This is a genomic window from Flavobacterium nitrogenifigens (assembly GCF_003254565.1).
Taxonomy (GTDB): Bacteria; Bacteroidota; Bacteroidia; order Flavobacteriales; family Flavobacteriaceae; genus Flavobacterium; species Flavobacterium nitrogenifigens.
Window position 1 is genome coordinate 60,182 of sequence record NZ_QJRI01000166.1, and the last position, 15,659, is coordinate 75,840.

Consider the following 15,659-nt stretch of genomic DNA (forward strand, 5'->3'; position numbering starts at 1 on the left):
TATGCATAAAAGCCTTTCTCAATCAAATGTGAAAGGCTTTTTTATTTCCAATTAACCCATTCAAAAAAGAAGCACAAATAAAAATCAAGAAATGAAAAACGAATTTACTCTTACCATTTATTCTGTAGATCAATTAAGATTAATCACGAGACTGAGCTCAATGTTTATAAGAAAACAGATAGTCGTTTTGAGTCTTAATATGTCTATTTGCGAAATAGATAAAATGTACAGACACACGATCGTAGTAAATGAAACTTTAGATACTGTCATAAATATAGCAGCACAGATAGAGAAAATTATTGAGGTTTATAAATGCTATTTTCATCTGAATGAAGAGATTGTTTTTAGACAAACTGCTTTATTTAAAATTCCGACCGCTTTATTGATGGAAAACATCAATATGGAATTAATGCTTAGGGAAAATGAACTTAAAATTTCAGAAATTCACAAAGAGTATACGATATTGCAAGCTACAGGAACAGACAATGAAATTGAGGTTTTAACCAAAGAATTAAATTCATTAGGATTGATTGAGTTTGTTACAAGTTCAAGAATTGCTCTTGAGAAATCTAATAAGGGTTTTTGCATAGAAATTTAAAGAATGATGTGATTCTGTTTTTTCTTACGGAAATCTTGCTGTTTTTCTTCAATATTTAGTATTTTTAATAGTCATTACTAAAGCAGATAGAGTATGGTTTCAGGTACAAAACGGATATTGTTTTTTTTCTTGTTGAGTTTGACTTTTCTAGTCAACACCAATACAGCCGAAGCACAGCTTTTAGGCGCAGCAAAGACAACCGAAGAGCCAGTTAAAGTTCCAGATGATTCGCTAGGAAGAAGAACACCTCAAGGAACAGTCAACGGATTCATCAAAGCACTGGGCGATCAGAATTATCTGCGTGCCAGTCAGTATCTTGTTTTGAGCAAACGTTCCTATCGTAAAACAGCCGAAAGAATTGAAATAGCAAAGACTTTTCAGAAACTTTTGGATCAGGGAGGTAATTTTTCGCCATCATCTATTTTAAGTAATAAAGAACTAGGACGTTTAGATGATAATCTGACAACGGGTATTGATTTGGTTGGAAATGTATCTACAGATAAAATAGACATACAGCTTTATTTAGAAAATCAATCAGATGACAGCGAGCCGGCATTATGGCTTTTTTCTGCAGAAACAGTAGAAGCAATTCGTGGAGCAGATATTAGCGGAGAAAAAACTTTTTTAGATAGGGTATTGCCTAAATTTCTAAAAGATAGAAAATTAGGAAATGTTCCAATTGGCCACTGGGGAGTGGTGGTAGTAATGGCAGTTGTCACATACTTATTGTCGAGACTTCTTATTTTCGTACTCATTTTTCTAATTCAAAAAGTGTGGAAGAAAGCAGATACTGAAAAAGGAACCGCAATTATAGACGCTTTTACTCTGCCAGTTCAGATGTATCTAACGGTGATTTTATTCGTAGCTTTTACGCAGCGAATGGGAATTTCAATAATAGTTCGTCAGCGATTTAGCATAATCATAATCACGATCGGAATTGTAGCTTTTTTGATCCTGCTTTGGAGAATGACCGATTTTGTGAGTATGTATACTCGAAGCAGAATGAACAATAGAGGACGTGCTTCTGCAGTGTCTGCGGTTTTGTTTTTAAGCCGTACGATGAAAGCCGCAATTGTCGTTATTGGGATTATCGCACTCTTGGGAATTATTGGAGTTGATGTTACTGCGGGACTTGCCGCACTGGGAATTGGGGGGATTGCCTTGGCTCTAGGAGCGCAAAAAACGATAGAAAATTTTGTGGGAAGTGTAAGTCTTATTGCAGATCAGCCATTGCGTGTTGGAGATTATTGTCGAGTTGATGATATAAAAGGAACCGTAGAAGCAATCGGAATGCGCTCTACCACACTTCGTACACCAGCCCGTACTATTGTAACAATTCCGAATGGTCAGCTTTCAGCTAGTAAAATAGAAAATTATGCACATCGCGACCGTTTTATATTCAATCCGATTTTTGGTTTTAGAATGGAAACAACTCCAGATCAGATGCGTTATCTTTTAGTGGAATTAAAATCTTTACTGCTTGCGCATCCTTCGGTTATAAATACTCCGCCAATAGTGCGTTTTACGGGGATTACTGCCGATGCATTAAAAGTTGAGATTACCGCTTATATTGAAGCAATAAATTTTGAAACATCACAAGAGGTTCAAGAGGATCTTTTACTGCGAATGCTTGATATTATTGAAAGCAGTGGCACGTCTTTGGCTTATCCTTCACAAACACTTTATATGACTAGGGATACTCCGGTTTCTAATGAAAAAGCGGAAGCAGTTGCTAAAACTGTTAAAAAATGGAAGAAGAATGGTGAATTACAGCTGCCTAAGTTTGATCCAAAACGTGTAGAAGAATTAAAAGGAAGCATAAAATATCCTGACGAAGGCAGTTTTAATCCTGACGATGAGGAAACTTTGTTGTAAAAAGAATAGACTGTTTCAAAAAGATAGATTTTTAATTGGAACGAAATATTCTTTATATGTAAAACCCCAGCGGGGTAAAATATTTATAGAATTACAATAAGACAAATAAAAAAAGCTCCGGAGGAGCGACATATTTTTTCTACAGCCTTGAAATATGTCGCTCCTCCGGAGCTTTGTGTTATAAAGATTTATCTTTTGCTATAAATATTTAGCTTCTCCGAAGCTTAAAAAAAAGCGGTCCTTTTGAACAACATATTTTTGTTTTGTAACAGTTTTAATTTAGCTTTTAGATTCTTTTACAATTTCCATATTTCCGTCATTTTGTTTTACAATTTTCCAATCAGGATTTAACTCTATTTCGTAAAATTCGTTTGTAACTCTTGTTCCTTCAATTTTAGAAGGAAGCGGAAAAACAAAATAAGTTTTGCCATCTTTATCATAACTTAAAATACCAGCTTTTCCCAATTGATTTTTCCCTTCGATAGTAGCAAAATTTCCAAAGTTATTTCCCGATTTATCACGCCCTTTAATACTAGAATACACAATTCCTTTATCATTTAAAGTTAGCGTTCCATTCATATTAAAAGTGCGTCCGTAATGGTCAATATCGGTAAGAGCGACTTTTAGGATTGGTTTATTGATTAGCAATTTGGAGTAATAAGAAATCAGCTTTTTTTGTTCTTCTTTCCGAGCAATTTCTTGTTTGTTTATTTCGATAAAATTATTTCTGGATTTGGCTAATTGTAGTTGCTTTTTAGTGATAGTTAATTTTGATTTTAAAATCATAACTTCATAAATATCAGCGAAATTATAAATTTTATCTAAACTTTTTCTCCAAGTAATATTCAAATAGTCAAAAATCAATCCATAGGCTGGTCCTGTGGCATAGGGAAAAGGTCTGGTGTAGGTTTTTGCTTCTTCTCGCTGGTTAATTTCTTCTATAGCTTTTTCATATTTATTGTCATAAGAAGAGAGAACTAAACCAGTATAATTTGCCAAGCCTTCCAACGTTTCTATTTCCAGTTCATCATTCAGATATTTTGAATATTGATGCTGTCTTTCTTTTCGAAAAAGAACAGCATCTTTTAAATAATTTTTAACCTCATTGATATTTCTTTTTTCGATAACAGCTTTCAAAGTATTTTTTAATGCCTGATATTCCAATCTCAATAAAATGCGTGCATTGGTTTCGTCAAGATATTCAATCGGGTTTCCATTAAACTTTCGATACTTCATTTGAAGCAAATGAAACAACTCATGAATAATCGTTGCACTTTTATCGTCCAGATAATTATTCAGAACCGTGGCATATTCTTTCCCTTCATACTTTTGTGTGGTATTGACAAAAACTAGAGAATTAGGTTCCAAAGTTTTAGAATATAAAACGCCATTATCCGTTTTGCTATTCGGTAATTTCACCAAACTATAGATTGAATTGTCAAAATCGATTACAATAATACTGTCGTTCCAGATTGGCTTTCCCCAAAGTTTTCCGTTGTCGTTTTCTAAAAGCACTTTTGCTTCCAATAGCTTTTCTTGAATATTTTGCCTGTTTTTAAAAGCTTTGTCTGCTTCTTGCGCTGTAGCAAATTGCATGGTTGTTATGAAGATTAATAGTAAAAAAAAACTTTTCATTTCCGATTGATTTAAAATTTCGGAAACAAAATTAGATTGAGTAGTTTTGAAAATGAGTTAAGAAGAGGCTGAAATTGGAACTAATCCCAAGGATGATTTTTTAGTTTTGCAGACAATTCATGACGGTTTGCAACATCCAATTTCGTGTAAAGATTTCGAATATGGGTTTTTACTGTACTTAGTGAAATAAAAAGCTCATCGGCAATTTCTTTATTTGATTTATCTTCTAAAATCAGTTTGGTGATTTTCTCTTCCTGATTGGTCAAGGTCAGGTTTGAGATTTCTTGTATTGCTTTTCGAGGTTTAAGAACTTTCAATTTTCTGAATTGAAAAATTGAAATAGAAGCCAAAATTAAAACTAGTATACCTAAAGTATAATTTAGCTTTTTCTGAAACGCATATTTTTGCTGTAATATAACATTTGAAATTTTTGAAATTTCATCTTGATACTGGAGATAATATGACGTTTCGCCATAGTAGTTTTTTAATGAAGTAGAAATAGTATCATAAAACGTTTCATCTTTTTCGAAATCGGCTTTTATGTTGAAATCATTTTTTTTGATATCCGAAAAAGCCAGAAGTTTAAGCAGAGGATGTTTAATGCTTTTTTCGCTGTATGTTTTCACTTTCTCTGCAAAATCATGTATTGCCTGCTGCTGCGCTTCTTTGTTTTTTATTTGAGCATTATTTTTCTCTAATTGTTCTTCAAAATATTTCAGTTTTCTCCATTCTTTGTCTGCAAAATTGCTGTTTTTGGATTGGCTAAACCAATTGTTGCCAGATTTTGGAAAATAGATTGTATCTCTGTTAGAAAAAATAAAATTGTAAAAATTACTTTTCTTATTATCCGCAACCAATTGTAATCCTTTAATCGAGTTGATATTAGAATGAATACGGTAAAGCTTATCTTTTTCAGATAACAATTGTCCTTTAAATTCAAAGTAACCAGAATTATCTGTCTGAGTTGAAAAAAGAATCTGATTTTCGGTAATCATGGTTTCCTCATCATATTTCAGAAGGCTCAAATAGACGGTTTTATTTTTCTGTTCAGCATCAACATATCCCGAAATCTTGTATTGTGCGTAACAAGTTGGAATGAAGCTACATGCAACACATGTTAAGAATAAAATCCGTGATATTTTTTCTTTTAGCATTTTACATAAAAGACTTAGGAAGGATTAAAAATACAAAAAACTTCAATACAGTTTTAGACAGAATACAGGCTATTTTTAATTAAAGCTGAGGCGGAAGCAGATTATCTAAATCTGAAAGACGATAGAATTTAAGATCATTCAATTTCATGTATTTGCAGATAAATTCTAAAGTTTCAATTTTTACCTGATAGTTTTCGGTTATTTCCTTGACAGGTTTATGACCGCATAGAATTAGAATTTTATTGTTCTTTTTGGCATAATCTAATAATTCAAGCAAATACGGAATACTAAAATGGATATGGCTATTATCAATATCAAAAGCAAATACAATTTTAGAATTATCAAAATAACTGTCTTGTTTCTCTGGAATTTCGCCTCCAAATGCTCGTCCTCTTATAATTTTGAATAAAGGAGATAAAGCTTGATCCAGAGAATCTGATCTTTCTCCGTAAGGATACGCAAAAGAAGTAACGTTGAATCCCTTTTTCTTCATAGAAACAATCATAGGATCTATTTCTTGTTTTAAATATTCTTTGACGCTAAATTGTTTGGTAAACTTGACCGCATTGTAATGATGATAACCATGTCCAGCTATCTCATGACCATATTTTTGCATTTCTAACAATGTTTTAATTTCTGGAGCTCCAATAGAATCTATTCGGCAGACATTAAAAGTGGCTTTCCAAGAGTATTTTCGCAATGCTCGATCTGCTTCAGACCATTCGTCGACATAGGCATCGTCAAAAGATAAAATTACACCCGCTTTATATGTTGGTTTTGCTATAGGTTTCGGTTTTTTATTTTCACATGAAAATAAAGATAAGAACAATAAAAATAATACTGTTTTAGTAAAAAGTATTCTCATAGATTTCAGATTGCTAAAAAAAATAGAATGCAGAATATTATAATTCAAATATAAAGAATTTTCTTAGTTATTGATTCTTTTTGAATCTGTCAATCACCGAAAAAGTGGAGCAAAGATACCATATTGGGAATATAAAATCATTTTCTAAATGCTACTCGTTTTTCAAACCTTCCATGATGGCTGATCGAAATATCCTGAAGTATATTGTCTATTTTTAAATATGGAATTCCGTTTTTATCTTTTATAATTTCTGGATCTTCAACTTCGACTACATTATTTATGTTTTCTAAATTATTTACGGCAATCGTATGAATGCTTTCTAAAGAAAATATACTTTTGGTATAATACGTGTTTTCATTGCAGATCACTTTTCCTAAAGAAAGATTAGAGCTTAAAAAATCTATGGAACAGCACAGTTTTTTGGGACTAAATTGCCGTATTTTGGTCCGTCGGTTATAAATTTTATAAGCAGCTTCTTTCATGCTCCATAAAAGCCAGACCATAATTTCAGGTTTTTCAGAGTCTTTTATATATTGCTGTTCTTCTTTGGTAAAAAGCTTTTCTATAAAACCTTTGCGCTGCCAACGGCTTTCTATGCGTGACTGCGCAAGATCTATAACGTCGTTGCCGATCATTTTTCAGCGAGTTTGGTTTCGATAATTTCAACAGCAGCTTTTACGTTAAGCATGCGTTCCATATCGGCATTGTCAATCACGACATCAAAGTTTTCTTCAATATCCAATACAATATCAACCAGATTAGCCGAATTGATATTTAGATCTTTAATAAAATCGGTTTCTTCTGTTAGATTGTCAAATGCTTCTGTGTTAGTTGCAAAAGGCTTGATAATTACTTTTAATTCCTTGATAAGTTCGGTTCTATCCATCTTAGTTTTCAAATTTTTTAAATAATATACATGCATTTACATCGCCAAAACCAAAACTGGCCTTTGCAATTATTTTTGGGTTGAATTTAATAGTTTTTAAAAGCACTTTTGAAGGATCAATTAATGCTGCGATTTCAGGGTGAAGGTCAGAACAGTTTATATTTCCAAATAAAAATTCTTCATGAAGCTGTAATACTGCAGCAACACTTTCGACACTTCCAGAAGCGCTTAAGCAATGCCCCGTAAGACTTTTTAGAGAATTAATATATGGAAAATCAGCACCGTTTCGACCCAATGCTTTTGTCCAGTTTTCAATTTCAAGACTATCTTTTGTTGTGGCTGTCAAATGACCATTTATAGCATCAATTTCATCTGCGCTGATTCCTGCATTTTCGATGGCTGTTTTAATGCATCTTTGTACGGCTATGCTATTGGGAGCCGTCATAGTTCCGCCATCTCTTTGTCCGCCAGAATTGATATTTCCTCCTAATATTTCAGCATAAATTACCGCTCCACGTTCTTGAGCGGCTTCCAAATCTTCAATAACAAAAGCTCCGGCTCCGCTTCCAGGAACAAATCCTGCTGCAGAAGCGCTCATTGGTCTTGAACCTTCTTCGGGTTTGTCATTAAATTTGGATGAGCAGACACGAAGCGCATCAAAACCTCCCCAAATGTAAGGGCCGCTGTCAGATGTGCTCCCTGCTAGAATTCGTTTTGCTTGTCCAGATTGTATTCGGTCATACGCCATTAATATAGCTTCAGCACCAGTTGTGCACGCCGAAGAATTAGTGGTAACCTGATTTCCTAATCCGATTTTACCGCCAAGATAGGCGCTGACACCGCTATTCATAGTTTGTGCCACAACAGTGCTTCCGAGTTTACGGATTTGTAGTTCGTCAATTTTATAAATGCTTTCGCGAAATTTGTCAATTCCAGAAGTTCCAGCTCCAAAAATAGCTCCGCTGTCCCAATCTGGATTTTCATTTATTGGTAATCCTGCATTATTCCATGCTTCCATACCCGCGATAACGCCATATAAAATCCCTGTACTATTGAGCCCGCGAAGTTCGAGTTCTGTAAAATACTGCGCTTTCAACTCTTCAGAGATTTGAGGCTGACCTGCAATCTGACAAGAAAACTGCAATTCTTCGAGCTGTGCATCATGCCGAATACCCGAAATGCCGTTTTGCAGTGCATGAGTAAACGCTGGAATTCCAACACCATTTGGTGCAGCAACCCCAAGACCAGTTATAACCACTCGCTTTTTCATAATCTTTTTGTTATCATTCCAGCCAGAACGCCTCGACAGACTTCTTGTCCAGCTTCATTTTTCATTACGGCATTACACTTTAATTTTCCAAAACGAAAAAACAATTTCTCAGAAGTAACCGTTACTTTTTCATTTGGATAAACAGGTTTCAAAAACTCCATATCGGCAGAAGTAAAAGCAATTACGGTATTTTCTCCCAAATCATTTCCTAAAAGAAATATTCCTAAACAAACTATTCCGATCTGAGCCATTGTTTCAGTTAAGATAACTCCCGGAGTTACAGGATTATTTTTAAAATGTCCTCTGTAAAAGTCAAGATTCTCTTGAAAAGTATATGTTCCTGTCACACCGTTTTCATCAGCATGAAGCAATTCATCAACAAACAAAAAAGGTTCGCTGTAGGGAAGTTGTGCTATTATCTTATTTAATTCCATAAGCTTTCAAATTACCATTGCAATAAAACTCTTTGTGCCGAAAATCCTGGACCAAAACTCAGCATTAAACCTTTTTCTCCTTTTTTCGGATTTCGGTTCATAATATTTTCTAAAACATACAAAACGGTAGCGCTCGACATATTGCCGTATTCCCTGAGAACTTCCTTTGTATCATCAATATTCTTTTCCAGTCCAGCAAAAAGCGATTCTACAGTTGTCACGATTTTTTTTCCTCCCGGATGAAATATCATGTGGTCAATATCTTTAATTTCTAGATTATTCTGCTTTAGAAACGGATGTATAATATTTTCAAAATGAGAAGCAATCGTGTCTGGAACTTCAATGTCGAGAACCATTTGCAATCCGCCGTTAGTGAGTTTGAAGCCCATCATGTGCTCGGCATCATAAAAATGATACATCTGTTCGTCTAGAATTTCAGGACCCGAATCTTCTTCTTTGGAAGATAATAAACAGCAGGCAGCACCATCTCCAAAAATGGCTGCGCTGACAATATTGGGCATTGAGAAATCATCGAGCTGAAAAGTTGCTGTTGGAGATTCAACCGCAATTACAGCCGCACGTTTGCCTGGATTTGATTTTAAAAAATTCTTTGCATAAATAATTCCAGAGATTCCAGCCGCACAGCCCATTTCGGTTACAGGAAGACGAACAATATCTTGTCTTAATTTCATTTTATTGATCAGATAAGCGTCAAGCGAAGGAATCATAATTCCGGTGCAGCTTACTGTAATAATATAATCTAAACTCTGCGGATCCCAGCCTGTTTTTTCTAATGCTTTCTCGAGAACCTGATGTCCTAAAACAATCATTTCACGGCTGTAAATATCATTTTTTTCTTCGAATGAAGTAGCGGTGAAAACTTCAGAAGGTTGCATAATAGAATAGCGTTTGTCTACTGAAGCACCTTCAAATATTTTTTTCACTTTCTTAACAAAACGTTCTTCCTGTCCTTCAAGCCATACATCGACATACGGAAGAATTTCTTCTGTGGTACGTGAATATTGCGGAAGCTGTTTAACAGCTGTGATTATCTTGACACTCATATTTTTGTAATTATCCATTGGTAGCGAAAAGCCCATTTCCAGTTTATGGAGTAGTTTTTTAAATTTAATTTTTGCGATAAGCTTTCTAATTCATTTTTCTTGAATCCTTTAAGAATAGAAATCAATCCGTCATTGCGAGACATATTGTTGAGATTGAAAACGACGCCAATAAGTTCAAATAGTCGATAAGCTAGTTTGCTTCTATGAAGATCGTTTACTACAATTCCTATCGAAGCATTTTTGTTCAAAGTATTCATTACATCTGCGATCTGATTTGTGGTAAAATGATGTAATGTAAGCGTACACAATACAATATCATATTTTAACTGATGAAATTCTTCGCTAAAAATATCTATACAGAGGTATTCTATATTTGGAAAATCTTTAGAAAGTCTTTTAGCATAATCGATCGTAAAAGCGTTGGCATCAATGCCTATTAGTTTAAAGTTGAGATTGTTTTTTTTTCCATATTTGGCAAGCATTCTGAGCATATCTCCATTCCCGCAGCCTATGTCTGCTATTATTATTGTTTTAGAAATATCAGTCTTTTTAAAAAGCTCTTTTATGCCATGAAGCGTCAGTTTATTACCTCCAAGCAATTGATTGATAGAAGCAATCTGATCTAAAGCGCCAATTAATTCTTCGCCTTCTAGCGAAAAATCATCCATGATTTCAATTTCTTCTGTTCTATATTTGGTGTTTACACTCATTTATTCAACTGTTATCGGACGGCCATGCGTTTGTTTTATAATAACTGAAAGTAATGACGGAACCGAAGCTGCAATAGTGGTCATTACATGTGTGAAATTTTTATATGTCAGCGCTTTGGCTAATATTCGTCCAAAGAATAATCTTTTGCTAAAATGCTTTTTCCATTCCTGAATGTACTTTTTCTCCAATTCGCTTCTTGATTCGATCTTTCCAAAATAAAAATCCAATACCAATTCTGAAGCAATTTTGGCGCTGTGAATTGCCATTGCCATACCGTTGCCACACATGGGGTGAATTAATCCTGCAGTATCGCCAATCATTAAAATATGGTTTTCTACAGGCTCTTTTTTGTCAAATGAAATCTGGCTTATCGTTAAAGGTTTTTCAAATAGGGAAGTGCTATTTTCCAAAATACCCTTTAGTTTCTTGTTTTTATAAAGTACCGTTTTTTGATACTCTTCAATGTTTTTATACTTTTTGAACGTTTCGAAATCGGCCAGATAGCAAATGTTTATAACGTCGTTTTCAACTTTTGAAACACCACAATAACCACCTTGAAAGTTGTACAAAGCAACAAGACTTTCGTCAAAATTTCCTGAGTAATGTCCTTTTACGGCCAGCCATGGCGATTTCTTAGAAATAAAATCTCTTGACAAAACCTGATCTATATTGGATCTTTTGCCATAAGCGCCCAAAACGATTTTAGCAGAAAGAATTTCTTCAGAAGTGGTTACGGTAAAAATGTCGTTTTCAAAATAAATATTGGTAACCGTTTCTGTTATAATAGTACAGCCATTTTCTGTGGCTTTTTGAGATAGAAAATGATCTAACTCATATCGGCTTACTCCAAAACCTCCCAAAGGAAGTTTAGTTTTTGCCGTTTTACCATTTTGTGCTGTAAATTCGAAATTTGAAATAGAAGTGGGATGCAATTTTATAACATCAATATCAAGCCAAAATAAATAGGGAAGTATTTCATTTGAAATATATTCGCCGCAAACTTTATGTTTTGGATACGTATTTTTTTCGATAAGAACCACCTTTAATCCTTTTTTGGATAAGTGTATAGCGCCAGCAAGACCAGCAAGACCGCCACCAATAATAAGCACATCAGGATTTGTTCTCATACTACCAATTTAGTCATAAATCTTACACGAACCTTACTTAATTTGATAAGAAATTAACAAAATTTCAACTTTTATCTTAAAAGAATAAAAAGTATTTTTCTAGAGTAGTATTGACGAAGATTCATTTAAAAGATAATTTTTACTTTTGCCAAAAATAGCAGCATTCATAAATGACAATAGAAGATCTAGTAGGCACTTTTTCGGTTTCGGGAAGCAATCAGGACGAAAGCAATGAAATAACATACAAAGGTGTTTTGACCCTAACTTTGGATAAAAATAACCGAATTAAAGCAAATTGGCTTATTAATTCGCATCAGCAAAAAGGAACGGGTTTCTTTAAGGATAATATTTTGGTAATTAATTTTAATTATAGAGGCGACGACAATAAAACCTATAAAGGAGTTGCGGTTTACAGATGCATTACAAAAGATGTTTTAGATGGATTCTGGTCTGAGAAACATGGAAATCCACTGTATCTTGGGAGTGAGCATTGTTTAAGAATGGAAACTACAGAACGATTAAATTAAGATACAGAATATTTAATTTTAACATATAGAAACTTAGTAATTAATTTCTAAAATAAAGAATACAAAAAGAAACTAGTTTCTAACACATAGATTCAAGTCGTTCAGCTATGTGTATTAATGCAAGTGAACGCCTTTATACACAATCTAAAACTATGTTTCTATGTGTTAAAAAAAATAAAACTGCGTAAATCACTTAAGACTTACGCAGTTTTTTATATAAACTATTTAAAACTTATTGGTTAAGCTGGATTTGCAACAGTTTTAAATTTTTTGTTGTAAAGAATAATAAAACCAACCCATATTAATAGTAAAATTGCAATTAAAGTTAATTCTGTCGAGTGTAATCCATCTCTGAAGAAGTTGTTTAGTGAATGTACTCCTGCAACAGCCAACAATGATCCAGTAGAAGAATATACTTTTCCGATTCCCCAAGTTCCGAAGAAAATGATTCCAAGGAAAATCATATTGTTTGGCGTTATTTCTAAATTTAAATGCCAAGCAAACCAAAGAACTGTAATAATCAAGATAGAAGTAAATTTAGGAAGCGATTTTAATTGTTCTTGTAAAAATCCGCGCCATCCAATTTCTTCCAAAAGTCCGTAAGCTAGAACGGTAAACATTAATAAAATTGGGAATTTGCCAATTGTAAGGTAATAAACTCCAGCGATTAAAACTGCTGGAAGAATCCAATAAACCGCAAATGGAACAATTGCATTTTTGTATATTCCTTTTAAAGACATTGGATTATGAAGTGAGAATATTTTTATTGCTGCGAAAGCTCCTAAAGCAGGACCAGCGCCGCGCAGTAAAATCACTAAATACGGATTTTCTATTCCAGATAATAAATTGGTTTTTACTGCTGCATATCTGCAGATTACTGCGACTACGTAAAAAACTATAATGGATCCAAAGTTGATTTTATTTTTCATCGTTTTAAATTTGTTTGGTTTAGTGAAGCAAACTTATGACGCATAAACGAGAATAAAATTGACTTTGGGTAAGAAATCATTTTTCCATAACTCTTTTTCGAATTCGGCTTAGACTTTCTGCTGTTAATCCCAGATAAGAAGCGATGATTTTTAAAGGCGTTCTCTGGAAAATTTCTGGACGGCCTTCGATTAGTTTTAAATAACGTTCTTGTGGCGAAAGTGTTAAAAGATTAATCTGTTCCTGCTGTTTACGCACATAAAGCATTTCAGAAATAGCTTTTCCGATTCGCAAACCTGTTTCTGATCTTTGGTATAATTCATTCAAATCTTGATGTGAAATAGACCAAAGCGTTATATCTTCTAAAGCTTCAGTTTTAATAACCGATGGCTGCTGATTTAAAAAAGACATATAATCGCTTATAAAACTATTTTCATACAATAAATTAATGCAGATATCTCTTTTGCCGTCCCAAACAAACAATCCTGCCGATCCTTTAATGATGATATTGAGATATTTTTCGACACCATGATAATCTTTTATAATTTCTGATTTCTCAAATTCACGTACTTTAATTTTCTCCGAAAACCCTTTCCAGATATTCATATCGGCAGAAAAATACTTTTCGAAAATTCTTTTTACATCTTCTGGCGACGGATTTTGTGGCATTTTTTAAAATTATGAGTTTGGAATGCCAATTTAAGTTTAATCTTTCAAAATAAAAACAGCTGTGTTAACTCGCCGTATATATTTTTTTAACACATAGAAACGTAGATTTTAAATTATTAATAAAGAAAGTAAAAGAGAAACTCGTTTCTCCACACATAGTCGCTATGCGAATTGAAACAAGTGAAACGCCTTTTTTAGCGTAAGAAATTCTATATTTCTATGTGTTTAGTTTTAATTGAATAGATTATTAAATTAAAGAATTTGGCTGTAATTCATTATCATATTTTTCAGGATCTGAAGCTGCATATTCATTTTCAGGTTCTGGAATAACGTGAATTTTCGAATCACTAATTGAAATTACAGCCGAACAGACATAAATCCCGATTTTTCCTTCGTTGTATTTAAAATCCAATAAAGTCAGTTTGACAATGTCGTTAATCGAAAGCTCGTAGTAATTTCCATAACGGATAATCTTAAAAGAAATCTGTTTTTCTTCGCTGATTTCAAATTGATTGGTCTGAATGTTTTCAAAAATAAAATTATTCTTGACATCCTTTTCATTAAATCCCCAAGCTCTAAACTGCACAAAACCATTCATAAAATCAATCGAAATGTAATATCCCGTTCCTTCTTTGTCACATTCAATTACAAAACCTGTTTTTCCCATTCCTTCAACAGACAATGTTCCTTCCCAGACAAAATCGTTAGAAGGTTTTTCGAAACCGTATATTTCATAACCGCTTCGGCATCCAAATCGCCATTTATTTTCGTTTTCTAAAACAAATTCTGCTGTTGGATTTCCTAGAATCGGCAAGGGTAGAGGCAAATCTTTTTGAAGAATTGTTTTCTGATAGAGTTTCTGCCAATAATAATAACTTTTTAATAAAAGCCGTCCGCTTTTATCGACATCGAGTTCTTTTGGTGGTGGAATCACACGATGCGTATTAACGTTTCCGTCTGCGAAATAGAAATTGTAAACCAAGAAATGTTTTCCATCTTTAACCACTCTTGCAGCATAGTTTCCTTGGGGCATCAGTACATTATTATGAAATGCAGAATATTCTCCTCTAAATTCTGGCGAAGACCAATAACGGATTTTAATATCTTCTCTTATCGATCCTAAAAGATAATGTGTTCCTTTAATTTCAAATACGCACGGGCATTCTACATCGTCGTAGACATACGGAATGTGAAGCGGTTTTTGCAGCACATAACCTTCTTTTTCTCTTTTAGCAACACCAATACAGCCTCTGCGGTATGTTGGTCCAGAGGCGCTTCGGGCGCAGATTAAAAGATAATCTTCTCCTTTGTATTGGTATTTAAAAGGGTCGCGAAAACTAATCCATTGTCGCGGATTGTTGTTTGGACCTTCATAATGTGGCGCTTCACTTTTAAAAGGAAGTCCATATAGATTCTCTTTTTTCCAATTGAGTAAATCGGCAGAAACTGCTCGTCCTACTTTTTGTTCAATTCCTTTATCCTGACGTTTAAGTCCTGTGTAATACATTTCATAACCTTCGCCATCCGATTTTTTGCTAATGTGCATTGTCCATAACATATCATCGTCCCATTCTCCTGGATCGCCAACAAATAAGGCGTTTTTTACTCGTTTCCACGAAAGACCGTCTTTTGATACTGCATGCGCAATATAATCGTGATTGGGAATAATTAAATGAAATAAATGATGAATTCCTTTTTCATCTATAAATACATCAACATCTCCAATTTCCCAATTGCTAAATCCTGAACCTGAATACATTTTATTATTTATTTTAAACTGTTAGTATATTTTTTATTTTTTTAAACACATAGAAACATAGCTTTTGTTTGAGAAAAAAAAGCGTTTCACTTGCATTAACAAACATAGTTTTATGAGTGTCAAACTTTGTCAAAGTGTTTTGAACTTTGACAAAGCAG

Annotated in this window: 16 protein-coding genes; 3 read left to right on the top strand and 13 right to left on the bottom strand. The window is 33.7% G+C overall.

Annotated features, from left to right (window positions below; genetic code table 11):
* The first annotated feature begins 91 nt into the window (after window positions 1-91).
* Together DM397_RS05545 and DM397_RS05550 are read left to right on the top strand one after the other, a co-directional pair.
* Complete coding sequence (locus DM397_RS05545) at window positions 92-598, top strand: acetolactate synthase small subunit (RefSeq protein ID WP_111376581.1); 507 nt, start codon at window positions 92-94, stop codon at window positions 596-598.
* Window positions 599-691: 93 nt separating this feature from the next.
* Window positions 692-2,473: a mechanosensitive ion channel family protein gene (locus DM397_RS05550; RefSeq protein WP_111376582.1), complete on the top strand. Its 1,782-nt coding sequence runs from the start codon at window positions 692-694 to the stop codon at window positions 2,471-2,473.
* 279 nt (window positions 2,474-2,752) lie between these two features.
* Here the strand turns inward: DM397_RS05550 and DM397_RS05555 are convergent, their stop codons facing one another.
* From DM397_RS05555 to DM397_RS05600, 10 genes are all read right to left on the bottom strand, one after another.
* The gene (locus tag DM397_RS05555; protein WP_111376583.1) at window positions 2,753-4,108 is read right to left on the bottom strand and encodes a hypothetical protein; all 1,356 of its coding nucleotides are present in this window, start codon (window positions 4,106-4,108) and stop codon (window positions 2,753-2,755) included.
* An 80-nt stretch (window positions 4,109-4,188) separates the two neighbouring features.
* Window positions 4,189-5,262: a response regulator transcription factor gene (locus tag DM397_RS24085; RefSeq protein WP_276508817.1), complete on the bottom strand. Its 1,074-nt coding sequence runs from the start codon at window positions 5,260-5,262 to the stop codon at window positions 4,189-4,191.
* Window positions 5,263-5,341: 79 nt separating this feature from the next.
* Window positions 5,342-6,127 (bottom strand): polysaccharide deacetylase family protein, encoded by a 786-nt coding sequence (locus DM397_RS05565; protein WP_111376584.1) that lies wholly within the window; start codon window positions 6,125-6,127, stop codon window positions 5,342-5,344.
* A 137-nt stretch (window positions 6,128-6,264) separates the two neighbouring features.
* Window positions 6,265-6,762 carry a 4'-phosphopantetheinyl transferase family protein gene (locus tag DM397_RS05570; RefSeq protein WP_111376585.1) on the bottom strand — a complete coding sequence of 166 codons (498 nt, stop codon included), beginning with the start codon at window positions 6,760-6,762 and terminating at the stop codon, window positions 6,265-6,267.
* On the bottom strand, window positions 6,759-7,013 hold the full coding sequence (locus DM397_RS05575) for an acyl carrier protein (RefSeq protein WP_111376621.1): 255 nt from the start codon (window positions 7,011-7,013) through the stop codon (window positions 6,759-6,761). Before DM397_RS05575 ends, DM397_RS05570 begins: the two co-directional genes overlap by 4 nt.
* Before the next feature lies 1 nt (window position 7,014).
* Window positions 7,015-8,283, bottom strand: coding sequence for a beta-ketoacyl-[acyl-carrier-protein] synthase family protein (locus tag DM397_RS05580; RefSeq protein WP_111376586.1), 1,269 nt, complete (start codon window positions 8,281-8,283; stop codon window positions 7,015-7,017).
* Window positions 8,280-8,717 carry a 3-hydroxyacyl-ACP dehydratase FabZ family protein gene (locus DM397_RS05585; RefSeq protein ID WP_111376587.1) on the bottom strand — a complete coding sequence of 146 codons (438 nt, stop codon included), beginning with the start codon at window positions 8,715-8,717 and terminating at the stop codon, window positions 8,280-8,282. The genes DM397_RS05580 and DM397_RS05585 overlap by 4 nt, the downstream gene beginning before the upstream one ends.
* 11 nt (window positions 8,718-8,728) lie before the next feature.
* The gene (locus DM397_RS05590) at window positions 8,729-9,781 is read right to left on the bottom strand and encodes a type III polyketide synthase (RefSeq protein WP_111376622.1); all 1,053 of its coding nucleotides are present in this window, start codon (window positions 9,779-9,781) and stop codon (window positions 8,729-8,731) included.
* Window positions 9,778-10,491 (bottom strand): methyltransferase domain-containing protein, encoded by a 714-nt coding sequence (locus tag DM397_RS05595; protein WP_111376588.1) that lies wholly within the window; start codon window positions 10,489-10,491, stop codon window positions 9,778-9,780. The genes DM397_RS05590 and DM397_RS05595 overlap by 4 nt, the downstream gene beginning before the upstream one ends.
* Window positions 10,492-11,619 (bottom strand): NAD(P)/FAD-dependent oxidoreductase, encoded by a 1,128-nt coding sequence (locus tag DM397_RS05600; RefSeq protein WP_111376589.1) that lies wholly within the window; start codon window positions 11,617-11,619, stop codon window positions 10,492-10,494.
* A gap of 170 nt (window positions 11,620-11,789) precedes the next feature.
* Here DM397_RS05600 and DM397_RS05605 point away from each other — a divergent pair, with 170 nt between their 5' ends.
* Window positions 11,790-12,146, top strand: a complete 357-nt coding sequence (locus tag DM397_RS05605; protein WP_111376590.1) for a hypothetical protein — start codon at window positions 11,790-11,792, stop codon at window positions 12,144-12,146.
* 239 nt (window positions 12,147-12,385) lie between these two features.
* Here DM397_RS05605 and DM397_RS05610 read toward each other — a convergent pair whose 3' ends face one another.
* The 3 genes from DM397_RS05610 to DM397_RS05620 form a co-directional block, all read right to left on the bottom strand.
* Complete coding sequence (locus DM397_RS05610) at window positions 12,386-13,075, bottom strand: CPBP family intramembrane glutamic endopeptidase (protein WP_111376591.1); 690 nt, start codon at window positions 13,073-13,075, stop codon at window positions 12,386-12,388.
* Between the two features lie 76 nt (window positions 13,076-13,151).
* A complete protein-coding gene (locus DM397_RS05615) occupies window positions 13,152-13,742 on the bottom strand; it encodes a Crp/Fnr family transcriptional regulator (RefSeq protein ID WP_111376592.1) in 591 nt (196 codons plus the stop codon).
* A gap of 247 nt (window positions 13,743-13,989) precedes the next feature.
* Complete coding sequence (locus DM397_RS05620) at window positions 13,990-15,501, bottom strand: glycoside hydrolase family protein (RefSeq protein ID WP_111376593.1); 1,512 nt, start codon at window positions 15,499-15,501, stop codon at window positions 13,990-13,992.
* Between the last annotated feature and the right edge of the window lie 158 nt (window positions 15,502-15,659).